General features: G+C 55.5%; 12 protein-coding genes. 4 read left to right on the forward strand and 8 right to left on the reverse strand.

The window, feature by feature from the left end; all coding sequences use genetic code 11:
• Position 1: 1 nt before the first annotated feature.
• Both ACR3FB_RS22450 and ACR3FB_RS22455 read right to left on the reverse strand, forming a co-directional pair.
• The gene (locus ACR3FB_RS22450; protein ID WP_480565559.1) at positions 2 to 2,215 is read right to left on the reverse strand and encodes a TRAP transporter permease; all 2,214 of its coding nucleotides are present in this window, start codon (positions 2,213 to 2,215) and stop codon (positions 2 to 4) included.
• Positions 2,216 to 2,295: 80 nt separating this feature from the next.
• A complete protein-coding gene (locus tag ACR3FB_RS22455) occupies positions 2,296 to 3,303 on the reverse strand; it encodes a TAXI family TRAP transporter solute-binding subunit (RefSeq protein WP_480565561.1) in 1,008 nt (335 codons plus the stop codon).
• 137 nt (positions 3,304 to 3,440) lie between these two features.
• Here ACR3FB_RS22455 and ACR3FB_RS22460 point away from each other — a divergent pair, with 137 nt between their 5' ends.
• Both ACR3FB_RS22460 and ACR3FB_RS22465 read left to right on the forward strand, forming a co-directional pair.
• Positions 3,441 to 4,400 carry a LysR family transcriptional regulator gene (locus ACR3FB_RS22460; RefSeq protein WP_480566906.1) on the forward strand — a complete coding sequence of 320 codons (960 nt, stop codon included), beginning with the start codon at positions 3,441 to 3,443 and terminating at the stop codon, positions 4,398 to 4,400.
• A gap of 288 nt (positions 4,401 to 4,688) precedes the next feature.
• Positions 4,689 to 5,588, forward strand: coding sequence for a histone deacetylase family protein (locus ACR3FB_RS22465; RefSeq protein WP_480565563.1), 900 nt, complete (start codon positions 4,689 to 4,691; stop codon positions 5,586 to 5,588).
• Positions 5,589 to 5,772: 184 nt separating this feature from the next.
• Here ACR3FB_RS22465 and ACR3FB_RS22470 read toward each other — a convergent pair whose 3' ends face one another.
• The 5 genes from ACR3FB_RS22470 to ACR3FB_RS22490 form a co-directional block, all read right to left on the reverse strand.
• Entirely contained in the window at positions 5,773 to 6,759 is a 987-nt protein-coding gene (locus ACR3FB_RS22470; protein ID WP_480565564.1) for a zinc-dependent alcohol dehydrogenase family protein, read from the reverse strand.
• Positions 6,760 to 6,839: 80 nt separating this feature from the next.
• On the reverse strand, positions 6,840 to 7,685 hold the full coding sequence (locus tag ACR3FB_RS22475; protein ID WP_480565565.1) for an enoyl-CoA hydratase/isomerase family protein: 846 nt from the start codon (positions 7,683 to 7,685) through the stop codon (positions 6,840 to 6,842).
• Between the two features lie 92 nt (positions 7,686 to 7,777).
• Positions 7,778 to 8,566 (reverse strand): SDR family NAD(P)-dependent oxidoreductase, encoded by a 789-nt coding sequence (locus tag ACR3FB_RS22480; RefSeq protein WP_480565566.1) that lies wholly within the window; start codon positions 8,564 to 8,566, stop codon positions 7,778 to 7,780.
• 12 nt (positions 8,567 to 8,578) lie between these two features.
• Positions 8,579 to 9,544: an LLM class oxidoreductase gene (locus ACR3FB_RS22485; protein WP_480565567.1), complete on the reverse strand. Its 966-nt coding sequence runs from the start codon at positions 9,542 to 9,544 to the stop codon at positions 8,579 to 8,581.
• A gap of 13 nt (positions 9,545 to 9,557) precedes the next feature.
• Positions 9,558 to 10,334 carry a CmcJ/NvfI family oxidoreductase gene (locus ACR3FB_RS22490; protein ID WP_480565568.1) on the reverse strand — a complete coding sequence of 259 codons (777 nt, stop codon included), beginning with the start codon at positions 10,332 to 10,334 and terminating at the stop codon, positions 9,558 to 9,560.
• 107 nt (positions 10,335 to 10,441) lie between these two features.
• Here ACR3FB_RS22490 and ACR3FB_RS22495 point away from each other — a divergent pair, with 107 nt between their 5' ends.
• Complete coding sequence (locus tag ACR3FB_RS22495) at positions 10,442 to 11,353, forward strand: LysR family transcriptional regulator (protein ID WP_480565570.1); 912 nt, start codon at positions 10,442 to 10,444, stop codon at positions 11,351 to 11,353.
• A gap of 626 nt (positions 11,354 to 11,979) precedes the next feature.
• On the opposite strand, the gene ACR3FB_RS22500 is transcribed toward ACR3FB_RS22495, so the two are convergent.
• A complete protein-coding gene (locus ACR3FB_RS22500) occupies positions 11,980 to 12,909 on the reverse strand; it encodes a LysR family transcriptional regulator (protein ID WP_480565572.1) in 930 nt (309 codons plus the stop codon).
• A gap of 105 nt (positions 12,910 to 13,014) precedes the next feature.
• Between ACR3FB_RS22500 and ACR3FB_RS22505 the strand changes: the two genes are divergently transcribed.
• Positions 13,015 to 14,076, forward strand: a complete 1,062-nt coding sequence (locus ACR3FB_RS22505) for a maleylacetate reductase (protein ID WP_480565573.1) — start codon at positions 13,015 to 13,017, stop codon at positions 14,074 to 14,076.
• Positions 14,077 to 14,096: the final 20 nt, after the last annotated feature.

Here is a 14,096-nt window from a genome sequence, read left to right on the forward strand (position 1 = left end):
ATCAAGCCGGGGAATGGCTGCGATTGCGCGCGATCAGTTGGGAGACAATGACCGGCGACGCGACAGCAAGCGCTATCAGGTCAGCCGTCAGGCTGGGCGCAACAAAGATCACCCCCGCGATGGCCATCAGGATACGCGACGCGATGTTCAGCGGTTTCAGCCAGTATCCGACCACAGCTGCGGACAGGGCGATGACCCCGGCGATACAACTCGTGGCGGTGTAGGTGAACTCCCACAGGTTGAACCCGGTTGAGGACACGAACAAAAGGACAGGCGCATAAACGAAGGCCATTGGCGCGATCACCTTGCCCAACCCAAGGGTAAAGGCAGAGAGACCAGTTCGGAACGGGTTGGAGTTCGCAATGGCCGCCGCCGCATAGGCCGAAGTGCAGACGGGTGGCGTGATCTCGGACACAACACCGTAGTAGAGTACGAACAGGTGGCTTGCGATCGGCGGGACACCCAGCTGCGCCAGCGCGGGCTGTGCGACTGATACCAGCATGATGTAGAGCGCGGTGGTGGGGATGCCCGCGCCCATCAGGATGCAAACAATGGCAATGAAGACCAGCGAGATGAACAGTTGCAGGTCTTCCATCGCAAACAGCTGCCAGCTGCCAAACGAGATCATGTTGTACAGGTCAGCGGCCAGATTGCCTGCGCCCTGAGTGACCATGAAGCCGATACGAAAGCCAATGCCAGTTGTGTTGATAACACCGACGACAATGCCGACGGCGGCAGCAGCGGCGCCCACGGCCAGCGAGTATTTCACACCCAGCTCAACCGCTTGCAGCATCTCGGGTACTTCGATGCGTTTCTGCGGGTTCAACGTGGCGATCACCGACAAGGCACACAGGATCGCTGTCATAGTCAGATCGAACCCGCCATCCGAGAATTTCCACAGCACGAAGGCTAGGAACGCCGCAGCATAAATCAGCGTGGGCGGTTGTTTGATGCGCGACATGCCTGCGATCACTGCCAGAGAAATGCCACAGAAGGCGGACATGAACGGCGTATATCCTGTGAACAGCACGACAAGCAGACCGATCAGAGGCACGATGTTGGCCCAACCTTCGGCCCAGACGGCCTTGAGTTGCGGCAGTTGCTCTTTCGCCAAGCCTTGCAGGTTCAGCTTGCGTGCCATCAGGTGCACCACCGCGAAGACCCCGACATAGTGAAGGATTGCGGGGAAGATCGCAGCGATGACAATGGTTGTGTAGGGCACCTCAAGAAACTCGGCCATGATGAAGGCCGCTGCCCCCATGATTGGCGGCGTGATTTGCCCTCCGGCTGACGATGCGGCTTCGACGCCGCCCGCAAAATGGCCGGGGTACCCAAGGCGCTTCATGTTGGGAATGGTCAGCGCGCCGGTCGAAACGGTGTTGGCCACCGAAGAGCCCGAGATCGTGCCGAAGAACGCCGAGGATACCACCGACACTTTTGCCGGCCCACCGGTATAGCGGCCCGCCAAAATGGTTGCGTTGTCGATGAAGAGTTGCCCCAATCCGGTGCGCTGCGCGATCACGCCGAACAGGACGAAATGGAACACGATGGTCGAGACGACCCAGAGTGTGACGCCATAGATGCCTTCCTGCGGGAAATACATAGACGATACGAAAGTTTTGAAGTTCACGCCGGGATGCTGCAGCAAGCCGGGGAAATACGGTCCCAACAGGGCGTATGAGATAAATACACAGATGATCAGTGGCAGCACCCAACCCAGCGTGCGGCGTGCGATGTCCAAAACCAGCAGGATGATGACTACGCCCAAAACCACGTCATAGGTGTTCGGGTTGCCCATTCGGAACGTCTGTTCCTCGATCCCCAGAAACGGAATGCCGCGCCATGCGACCCCAACATACAGCGCTGCGATGATCCCCAGCGCCATAAAAACCAAGTCGTACAGAGGGATGTTGCCGATACGGAACCGGCTGACCTTGAGCGTATAGAGGTTTTTGGAGCCGATTATCGGAATTGTCGCGTAGACCAGAATGAACAGCAGGGCCAGATAGATACCCATGTGCCAATGGTCGGCGGGCAGGCCAAAGCCGGCCGTGAAGAATTCGTAGAACGCAAGGATCAGGGCAACAACGCGCAGTACCTTGCCCGCGGCGGGCGTGACCTGCCGGACGGCGGCACCTTCGTCGAACTGTTCTTCGATGGCGGCCAGTTCCTCGGCCGTCAATTCGTGGTCATCAAGTTTCTGGGTCTCGGACATGATGGCCCCCCGATTTCGCATAATTCCAGAGTGCGGTGCCCCGCGCAGGGGCACCGACGACAGGTGTCAGTAAGGTACGGTTACTGAAGCAGACCAGCTTCTTTGTAGAATTTCTCGGCCCCAGGATGCAGGGGTACACCCAGCGCCTCGACGCCATCCAGCGCCGTATCGGGAGTGATCTGCTTGCCTTTGGCGTGACCATTGTCCAGCAGCTTGCGGGTATTGTCGTTCCATAGCGCCTTGGTCAGGCCGTAGACCAGTTCGTCGGACAATTCCGAAGATACTACCAGCATCGCGCTGACCGCCGGGGTTTTGGTTTCACCGTCGATACCTTCGTAAACGCCACCCGGGATGGCCGAGGGGATGTATGCCGGGATGATCTCATTGATCTTCGTCATGTCTTCGTCGCTGAAGGAATGCAGATTCATGCCCTTGGTTGACGACAGCTGAACCATCGCAGCTACGGGCCAGCCTGCAGCGTAGAAATAGGCGTCAAGCTGACCGTCAGCCAGACGCTCGGCGCTTTGGCTGTTGTTCAGCTCGGCCTCATCCATGTTGTCGCGGTTGACGCCCCATGCATCGAGCATCTGAAGCACGGCAACCTGTGTACCGGAACCGGCTTGCGCGATGCCGACGCGCTTGCCTTCTAGATCGCTCAGATCGTTGATTGTCTCGCCGGCAGGCAGAACCAAGTGCAGGTCTTCCGGGAATAGGTTGGCCACGATGCGAAGATTGGGGTGAGGTTTACCTTCGAACTTGCCCTCACCCAGATACATCGAGCGGGTAACGTCGGCCGCGGCGAGACCGGCCTCAAGCTCTCCGTTCTGAACGGCGGCGTTGTTGAACACCGACGCGGTGGTGGATTGAGCGATAGCAATCAGCCCCGGCACGCCGCACTGGCCGCCTTCTTCGCAGGGGCGCGAACCCGGAGGGGCGGAGATTCCGTTTGCGATGGTGCCGCCAATGGGGAAGTAAGTTCCGCCTGCGCCGCCTGTGCCGATGCGGAAAAAAGTTGGGTCCTGTGCCAGTGCCGGGGCGGCAAGCGCGCCTGCTAGGGCCAGTCCCGTCAAACATTTCACAAATTTCATAATCATCTCCCTTGTTGAATCGTCGGATTCGGTTCGGCCGAATTTCGATCCTGCAAGCGTAGTCGCAATTTTCATAAATACAAATTTGTTATATTTCATAAAACTAAGGTTTAGCTTATATACTGGACATGAATCTAATGCAGTTGACCGTTTTTCGCGAGGTGATGGAGACCGGCTCTATCTCTCAAACCGCCAAGAAACTAAACCGCACCCAGCCTGCGATCAGTCTGGCCCTGAAGAATCTTGAAAAGACCCTTGGCCTGACACTGTTCGAGCGTAAGGGACGGCGATTGGTCCCGGTTCCCGAAGCGCATTACCTTTTGGCCGAAACAACAGGTATTCTGGACCGCCTTGCGACGATTTCCAGTACAATGGAAGGGTTGATTAAAGGGCATTCCGGTAGCTTGAATATCGCTACAATGCCGGGCCCATCCGCTTTCTTGTTCCCGCGTTTTATCAGCCAATCAGTCGGCGAAAACCCCGAGATACGTATCACATTGTCTACACGCAGTTCGCCTCAGATTATTGAGCTTGCAGGCACGCAGAATATTGATTTCGGCTTTGCAGACTTCGATCATTCAACCGGGAAAGAGCCTCAGTATTCAACAGAACTGATCCGGGCAGATTGTTTTTGTGCCGTCGATCGTGACAGCCCACTTGCTTCACGTGGGACCATATCCATTTCCGATCTCGACGGAGCGCCTATGGGTGGATTGCATGCCACGCACCCGTTCCAGCGTAAAATTCGGCAAGAGTTTCAAGATGTTTCAGCTGACTACAACCCAACAGTGACCTGTCAGTACTTTCTACCCCTGATACCCTTTGTGAGCTCAGGTCAATGTTATTCGATCGTGGATCCTTTGACCGTAGCGACTGAACAAGAACTAAACCTGTCCAGCGGAAAAGTCGCGTTCGTGCCCTTCGAAAAGCCGCTCAGATATGAGTACGCGCTTCTTGAGCCAGACCACCGACCACCGTCTCAACTGGCATTAAAGATCAAAGCGGGCTGGAAAGCTGAAGTTTTAAAGATGTTGGCAGGGGTGAATGCCAACCCTCATGCAATTGGGATAGATGAAACAGGAAGAGAGCAAACCTGAATGGCATTGTTTTACATACAGAAAACTGATCGGAGGGAATGCCGACTTGGATCGACTTGCGACAAGTATACGAATGTTAGCTATGGGGCCGGAACCTCAAGTTTCTTGGACCGGACCAAAAGTTGGCTTTGTCCCGTACGCCGGACATTCGCATCAGATATCAACTGTCACCTTATTGCAAATTTGCGCCCGTCATGAAACGCATTGCTATTGGCGGCGGACGTTGCAGATCTGTTCGGTGATCAGCTATGCTTTGGCGCATTGCATGAGTTTCCTTTTAACTAAGTCATGAGATTTTACGCTCCCCACAGATCCTCCCTTACCCTGCCTTCCGGACATCGGTTTCCGCAGGACAAGTACAGAATGCTCCATACGCTACTGCTGAAAGACGGTATTCTTCAGGAGGCGCAGCTGGCGGAGTCTTTGCCAGCCAGCGATGAATCGATACTGCGCGCGCACGCCCCCGATTTTGTCGCGCAGTTTGAAAACGGGGAACTGGAAGAAAAAGCCATGAAACGGATTGGGTTTCCGTGGAGTCCGGAACTCGTGAGGCGGGTTCGCGCCACAGCCGGTGGCGCAATTGCTGCTGCTGAGACAGCTCTGGAGTACGGTATCTCGGGGCAGCTCGCTGGGGGCACGCACCACGCCCATCCGACTTTTGGATCTGGCTATTGCGTCTACAACGATCAGGCCGTCGCGGCGCTCCACATGCTTGCGGCTGGCATAGTCAAAAGAGTCGCGATCATCGATCTTGATGTCCATCAGGGCGATGGCAGCGCCGCCATTTTCGCTACCAACCCATCGGTCTTCGTCTTTTCGATGCACGGCGAAAAGAATTTTCCGTTCCGAAAGTTTCCGGCGGATCTCGATGTTGCCTTGCCGGATGGCACCTGCGACGAGGATTACCTTCGCGCCTTAGCCGATAACTTGCTGGTTGTGTTTGAATTTCGCCCCGATCTCATTCTATACCAAGCGGGCGTTGATCCGCTGGCAGAAGACAAACTAGGGCGGCTTGCGCTGACCCATGATGGCCTTATCCAACGCGATCAGGCGGTGCTGCATGCCAGCAAAGTTCGCGGCATCCCGGTCTCGATGGCAATCGGCGGCGGCTATGCCGATCCCATTGAGGCTTCCGTCACGGCTTACGCCAATACCTACCGGGTCGCAAAGAAGCTTCACCGATTTTGATGGCAGATATGATCACTGTGATTTGACATTTTTGCTGTATTTCCATGGACGGTTGTGAACCCAAAGTAAAATTGGATGCAAACGGCTCTTAGGTCAGCAATGCAAGATGTGCGTCATCAAATGCAGCTCAAACTGAGTTGGTACGAATAGTCACTATGCGCGCACCAACCCCAGTTGAATTTTGTCACGCCTCCACTATGACCTTTCCGACCGCAGATCCATTCGTCAGGTGCCCATAAGCTGCACCGACATCGGCCCACCCAAACTTATGTTCGTCAACGATCGGTTTGAGCGCGCCTTCATCCGCCAGATCCGCCAGTATCCGCAGGATGTCGCCATGTGTTTGACGCCCGACATCGTGCATCATCGGGATCAGCATGAAAACGACGTGCAGAGACAGACCTTTGAAATGCACAGGCGTCAAATCAATCTCGACCAGCGCGACCGTTGAGGCGACATGGCCATTGAGCCTGGCGGCTTCAAACGAGTTCGTCATGTTCGGACCGCCAACGCTATCGAACACTACATCGAAGCCCAAACCGCTGGTGTGCTCAGCCACGTAGTCCTGGACCTTTTGCGTTGTGAAGTCTATCGGCCGCGAGCCCAGCTCTTGGATCAGGGCCATCTGATCCGCGCCGCGACCCGTTGCGGACACTTTGGCGCCAAGATGGCGGGCGATTTGGATGGCAATGTGACCAACGCCACCGGCACCACCTTGCACCAGCACGGTCTGCCCTTCGCCAACATCAGCGCGGGTCAGCCCTTCGTAGGCGGTGATGCCGACGAGAGGCAGTGCTGCGGCTTCCCGCATGCTCAGTTTCTTGGGTTTGTGGGAAATCAGGCGCGCATCTGCATTAATGTACTCCGCCAAAGCGCCCGGGAGATCCATCAATCCACCTGCGCAGCCATATACCTCATCACCTACGGCGAAGTCTGTCACGCCTTCGCCAACTGCGACGACCGTCCCAGCGAAATCCATGCCAAGTACGGCGGGCAATTGAGGGGACAGAGGCAGGTCCGCGCCCATGCTTCGGATCATTGTGTCGACGGTGTTGACGCTGGTCGCGGCCACTTTGACGACAACATGTCCGGGTGTCGCGACCGGATCGGGAATTTCAGCAAGCTCGAACAGCGCATCGGGTCCGTAAGAGTTGAGAACCATTGCTTTCATTGGGATTTTCCTTTTGTGAGATGCTGTCAGGCCCACGTCGGAACCCCGCACGCCTGACGAGATTATTGTCTTGGGGATGGTCAGTTGATGTCCTGCACCTGCATCACCAGATCGCCCCATTTGCGCTGGTTCTCGATGTCGTGTTCCAAACCTTGTTCATCCGCGATCGTGAAACGTTTTACTGCCGGAGTTTTGCTGGTCGCCTGATACAGCCAATAGGCTTCGGCCTTCAGCGCCTCATCAATGGGCTTGTCGATGGATTCATAGGCCATCTGCTTGCAGGCATTTATCGACTCTGCAGGGAATTGGGCGATCCGTTCGGCCAGAGCAGTCACATACGGGCCGATTTCATCCGCTTCCAAAGCCTTGTTGATGGTGCCCAAACGTTCGGCGTCATCCGCGTCATAGTCTTGCGCGCTCAGGATGATCTCAAGCGCTTTGCCAAGGCCGGTTTGACGGGCCATACGCGAGGCGCCACCGCCGCAGGGCAGGATGCCCATTCCGACCTCCATCTGCATGAACTTGTACTTTCCCCGCGCGGCAAAACGCATATCCAACGCCAAGGCCAATTCGTGCCCGCCACCGCGCGCAAACCCTTCCAGCTTTGCAATAGTGGCCTGTGGTACCTTGCTGATCCGCTCGCAAACCGATTGCAGATCCAAAAGCTGCGCGTCCTCGCGGGACACGGCTTCGGTCGACATGTCCTTAAGTAGCTCGGTATCGTAGTGGCAGACCCAGATTTCCGGATTGGCCGACTGAAAGATCACGACCTTTGTGTCGCGGTCCCGCTCTAGCCGCATTGCCAGACTGTTGAGGTCGGCCAGCATTTCCTGGCCCTGCACGTTCACAGAGCCAAAGTTGAAGGTGACCGTGGCGATGCCGTTCTCAACAGCTACGTCAAAGGTTTGAAAGTTCTCGTATTTCATCAGGCAGTCCTTTCTTGGGCCTCGACGCAGCACGCGTGAGGGGTAGGGGAGTGTTAGAGGTGGAAGTGTTCGGCGTTTTCGCGCCGGGATGGTCAGCCCGTCTGGCTGATCAAGTCTTTGATGGTGTTCATGACGTCGGCAGCGTGGTTTTCGTCGAGCGCTGCGGGATGGGGATCAGCGAAAGCCCCACTGTCATTGTCAAAATAGGCTCCTGCGGCATCCGCAAACCGCACACCCAAGGCTGCGTCAATCAAGATATCAGCGCCAATATTCATATCGTTCCCTGCGAGGCCAAAGCCTTCTTTCACCATTTTTGATGCTAGAAGTGATCCGGGATTTACGGCAACCATCACTGGTGTATCTGACAACGATTTGGCCCATTCGCGGGTCCAGATTGTGATCGCCAATTTGCTCTGGGCATAGGCCTCCATATCCGCCAGTTGCACATTGCCCTGCAGGGCCTTGAGGTTCACCGGGGCCTGTGCAGCCGATGACAGATTCACGACACGCCCGTCGGCGGGAATGATCGGCAAAAGCAATTCGGTCAGCAGATACGGTGCAAGCGTGTTAACTACAAAGCGGATGTCCTGACCATTTTCAAGCACGGCTTGTGGGGCTTTCAGCACACCGGCGTTGTTGATTAATACATCCAGTTTATGATGCTTCGCCTGAACGTTTTCGGCCAGTTTTCGAACCGCGGACAGATCGCTGAGATCAGCGGCATAGGTTTCGACATCGCCTCCGACGGCGGCAGCAGCGCTCTCCAGTTTTGATGCGCTGCGTCCATGGAGGAGCACCTTGTGCCCACCGGCAGCCAGCTTCGTTGCTGTCAGCAGGCCAATGCCGTCGGTTGAACCTGTAATGAGAATAGTCTTGGTCATCGGTCTGATCCTTCAAGAAAAGTCAGGCAGCAGAGTGTCCGCCAGATGTTCGAGGGTTGTGTCGATCGGTGCTTGATTGAACCTTAGGTTCAGCGCGACGTGATTGACCCCGAGCGTTTCAATCTCGCGCAGATAGTTGCGCAGGAAGCCGGTGCCCGACTGAAACCCAAGATGGATTGGGCGTGGTGGTGCGGCAGCGTCGGCTACAACATCGACGTAGAGCGATTGCATCACAGGCTTATCCGGTTGACCTGCAGCTTTCACTCGTCTGCGGTAATCTGCGATGACTTGACCCTGAGCCGCCGCATTGCGCGGATATGTCATCCAGCCATCTCCGTTCTGAGCGACCCAATCGGGTGATTGTTGGCTGCCACCGGTAATGAGCATCGGCAGGCGCTTCCCGTGCGGTTTTGGCAATAGATCAATCCCGCCATGCAGTTTGCCCTGTGCATTTTGATGCGTCGGGTAAGCCGATCCAACGGCGCGGATGTACTCAACGCTATCGCGGAAACGTGCCCCGCGATCTTCAAAGCTCTGGTTCATCGCCGGGTACTCCTCGGGCCGGTCGCCGGACGCGACACCCAAAAGCAACCGCCCGGCAGAGAGCACATCTGCCGTCGCTGCTGCCTTGGCGACATGAGCGGGGTGACGCAATGGCAGGATCACGCTCGACGTTCCAAGCGCAATCCGATCCGTCGCCGTTGCCAACGCTCCCAGATAGACAAATGGATCGAAAACCTGCCCGGGGTCGCCAAAGCTTGGAACATTGAAGGGGACGTCCCGCAGCCAAAGTGCTGGGAACCCAAGCTCCTCGGCTTTCTGCGCCGCTTCCAAGTGCCCTCGTAGCGTCGGTTCTGCGCCGACGGCATAGGCTTCGAGAGGCAATACAAGGCCGACGCTCAGTCGTCCGGGACGGAATACCTGGTTGTAGGCCAAATTGATTTGCTCAAACCCAGCCGGCTGCGTTTCATCCAACATGTCTGGCCCTCCTTTAATAGCGCACCAAAGTGCGGCTTTCGATGCTTTTGCGAATGGTAGTGATGTTTGGATCCTCGACCATATCGAGTGCGCTATGAGCAATCGAAGCCAGACCTTGATTGTCATAGATGTTGAAGACCGCGACCTCATCCGGCGTCATTTTGGATTGATAGATCCACTCATGTTTGGGATTTCCCGCCAGCCCCATGATTTGTCCCACGCGGTCAGGATAGATCAAGTCCAGTAGAATCCAGTCAGACGGGTCGACAGACGAGGGCCGTACAAAGCCCAGGGGTGCCGAATTGATCGCATGCTCTACAGGACGCCATACGTTGACAAAGGCAAAATGACCTTGCGCCCACTCCGCTGCGGTCTCGGCGCCCAGCAAGTCGACAAGCCGCTGTTCGGCTCCGTCTTCGCTGTAGTCGCTATGCACATTGCGCGCTGGTTTACGTATTGCTTCGGGGTCATCCACCCGAACAGTGTGATCAAAAACCACGACCTCTCTCGCACCCAGCTTGTCCTTCAGCATAGCCTTGAGTTCCGCATCGTAAATCGGTTTCCAGCTGTTGCCTGCAAAGTCTCGGACCTGCGTTTCAAGTGGCATGATTTCAACGGCATCACACGCAAATGAAACTGACGAGGTCGTTTTGCGGTTATCTGCTAGCACAACGGATGTCGCGACCAGTTCAGGGGAAATCAGGTTGCCAGCGACCCCGCCAGCATCAAGCTCAAAGGCTTGCCGGTAGGATTTGTGAACATGGTAGTTGACGGTGGCTGTCCGTGTCATGTGCGCCTCCTGCCTAATCTGTGCTGTCTCTGTGAAAAGGATTTAACCTTGACCAAAATGAAGATAAACTGCCTATTCCAGTATTGATAATTCGGAAAATAAATATAATGGGCTTAGACACAGACGCGCTTCGATTGTTTATTAGGGCAGCAGACATGCTGAACATCAGCGCGGCGGGGCGTGATCTGGGCATGGCCCCAGCGGTCTCCAGCACAAGGCTTGCCAAGCTGGAGCAGAACCTCGGTTTCGAGCTTTTGCACCGCACGACACGCAAAGTGTCGTTGTCAGTGGAAGGAGCGGATTTCCTGCCCTTCGCTCGTGAGATCATTGCGCAGGAAGAGGCGGCATTTGCTGCATTGGGTAAGCAAATGACAACGATCAAAGGTACATTGCGTTTTGCTGCGCCAAGCAGTTTCGCACAGCTCTACATCGCGCCAATCCTGCCAAAGTTTCTTGAACAGCACCCCGATCTCACGCTCGATCTGCGCCTATCGGATGTGCAGTTCGATCTGATCGAAGGAAGCTATGATCTGGCACTCAGGAACGCGCCACTTGTCGACACCAGCCTGAAGGGCCGCAAACTGGCTGATGACCAGCGTATCCTTTGTGCCGCGCCACACTACCTCGAAATGCATGGCGTTCCCGATACACCAGCCAATTTGACAAACCACCGTCTGATCGCTTTCCAAAACCTTCAACCGCGGTCACTTACAGGACCGGCGGGCGAAAACGCTGTTTTCGATCCCGCATCCGCCAAAGGCCAATTGATTATCGATGACGGTCAAAGTCAGGTTCGCGCCACATTAGCCGGAGCCGGTATTTCTTTGAATGCTCGATGGAGCGTGCATGACCAACTGAAATCAGGTCGTTTGGTACGGGTTCTTCCAAACTTTGAAGCCAGCGAAGACAATGTCTTGTGGCTGATCTATCCCAAGTCCAACGTACTGTCCCCCAAAGTGCGGGTTTTCATGGACTTTCTGGTTGCGGAGATAGGCGCTAAGCCTCCTTGGGAAACATGAGCGCTTTAGGATAATGCGCATTTAGACACTATTGAACCAAGGTTGGGGACAGGCGCCAAGCGGACATGCCTTGTCCGATCGCAAATGTCTGGATTTCCCCGCCCAGCCGCCATCGCACCTTATCGAGTTGCTGCACGGTTTCTGAATGACCGCTTTGTGGGCCGCACTACGCCTGTCGAATAGCATGCCACGCCGCTCACGCGTTTGCCACGTGGCAGATCAGTCGGAACCGGCGGCTTCGCAGTCTGGTCTACAAGTCAGCCGTGATTTCCGTAAGGAAGGTCAAATCGAACGCAACTGTCTTCGGGAGTATGAAAAGTTGGGGTTGGGTCAGTTTGTGACGCAAAAGTCAAATTCATCTGACGTCTAACAAGAAATGTAGAACGTCACCGACAACTGCCTAACGAAAACTCCCAAACCTCAGAAAATCGGTGAATCTCGTCATTCAATTCTGACCCAGACGTTAAGTATCTCTGACCTAAAAACAATGAAATATACAGAGGTTCACTAAACCCAATAGGATCCCTGAGGCAGCACGCATTGAAAAACATCCGTCTAAAACTTCGCGCGGGCTTCACAAAGCAACTCAATCTCTCGGGTTTTTCAGGCTAGACCAGTCAGAGAGATCATCCCGCGCCACAAATCAAGCGATCCAGCATTTCGAACTTTTGCTCAATGAACTCAAGCACGCGCTCCGACGAAGCCGGCATGCTTCGGGCGCTTAGCGTAACGCATCCCAAGTGCCGGTCGGGATCACCGATTTTTATCGGCAGTGCTGCCAAAGTTTTTTGCCGTTGCATCATGAAAACCACCGAAAAAGGTAAAACGGTTAGAGAGTCTGAACCCGTCAGAACGTTCACAACCGCACTCAAAGACCCGCCCGTGAAACTGATTTTGAGATCTCGCATACCGATACCGTCCAGCGTGTTTCTCAAGTCACGAAACAGCGGGCTGTTCGCAGGTGGCGCGATCCAAGAATACTCGGTGATATCTTCCAGCTTCACCTCCTTTTTGCGCGCCAATGGGTGCCCAACACGGCACGCAATGACGTTTCGACCAGGCAGGATTTGACGAAACGCGTATTCATCAGACACGTCTGCCGGGCGCATAGGAAGAATGGCCAAGTCCAGAGTTTCGGCGGACAACTGCGACAAAAGCTCAGTGGGGTATCCATAGGACTGGTCGATCCGAATATTGGGGTACTCGGCCTGAAACTCTGCAATCACGTTCGAGATGACACCGTCCATGAAGATCGGCGTACCCGCAACCCGCACTGCACCGGCAATGCCCTGACGGTGTTCGTCCACAACGCGGCTTGCATGGCGACCCGCGCTTAAGATTCTTTGACCTTCCTGAGCTAGCGCAAGACCAAGCTCAGTAGGTTGCAATGGTCTTCGGGTCGGCAGGAATAGGGGCTCTCCCACCCTGTCCTCCAAGAGAGAGACGCTTCTGGAGATACTGGGTTGAGATTTCCCAAGTAAAGCAGCGCCTTCGGTCAACCCTCCGGCCTCGACAATAGCCGCGAGAATCTCAAGATGTCTTGGATCAAGCTTCATAACCCAAAGTTATATTGATGGTCGATAATTCGATCAAGAGTGCTGTCTTTGCCTGCTAGCGTTCCCTCCAGACCCGCAATCTATCGCTTGTCAGGAATTCGCCCAATGGCTCCCAGCACCAACAGCATCAATGGTCAGAAAGTCCGGTTCGGCGCAGGTTTGCGCAACGACATCTGCGCGGCGTTGGCGGAGCTGGGATCGAACAAGGCGCTGATCCTATCGACGCCTCAGCAAGTCGATATGGCAATGGAGCTTGCGACAACCGTTGGGGATCGTGCTGCAGGCGTGTTCACTCGGGCAACGATGCACACTCCGGTCGGCGTGACCGAAGAAGCGGTTGAACACGCTTTGTCAGTCAATGCCGATAGCATTGTCTCTATCGGTGGAGGTTCGACGATTGGCTTAGGCAAGGCGATTGCCCTTCGGACCTCTTTGCCACAAATCGCCATCCCGACAACATATGCCGGCAGCGAGGCAACTCCGATCCTCGGTCAGACTGAGGACGGCATCAAAACCACCCTGACAGATCCGAAGGTTCTGCCGCGCGTCATTCTGTACGATCCCGAACTTGTAGCGTCTTTGCCGCCCGCAATGACCGTGACCAGCGCCTTGAACGCAATGGCTCATGCAACTGAGGCGCTTTATGCCAAGGATCGCACGGATCAGACCACGGAATTGGCGATTGACGGACTTAAGGCGTTTGCAGAAGGTCTGCCGATCGTTGTAGCAAACCCCGACGACCTGAAAGCCAGAGAAGAAACGCAGCGTGGTGCATGGGCCTGCGGCACGGTACTTGGTCTGGTCGGAATGGCTCTGCATCACAAGCTTTGCCATACGCTGGGCGGGTCCTTCAATCTGCCGCACGCGGAAACCCACGCAGTCGTTTTGCCCCATGCCATCGCATACAATGGGGCGGGTTTGCCGGAGCTTCTGGCACCCGTGTCAGAAATTCTCGGAGGTTCTGAGCCCGGCCAGGCGCTTTGGGATTTTTCCAAATCCATGGGCGCACCAATGGCTCTGAAGGACTTTGGCCTGTCTGAGGCCGATCTGGATCGCGCCACCGAAATCGCACTCAAGAACCCGTATTGGAACCCGCGACCCGTCACGTCTGACGGGCTGCGGGCGCTTCTTCAAAACGCGTGGGCGGGAAACGCCCCAAGCGTTTGACTTCACCGTGTCAAGGGAGG

This window comes from Ruegeria sp. AO1, assembly GCF_056535985.1.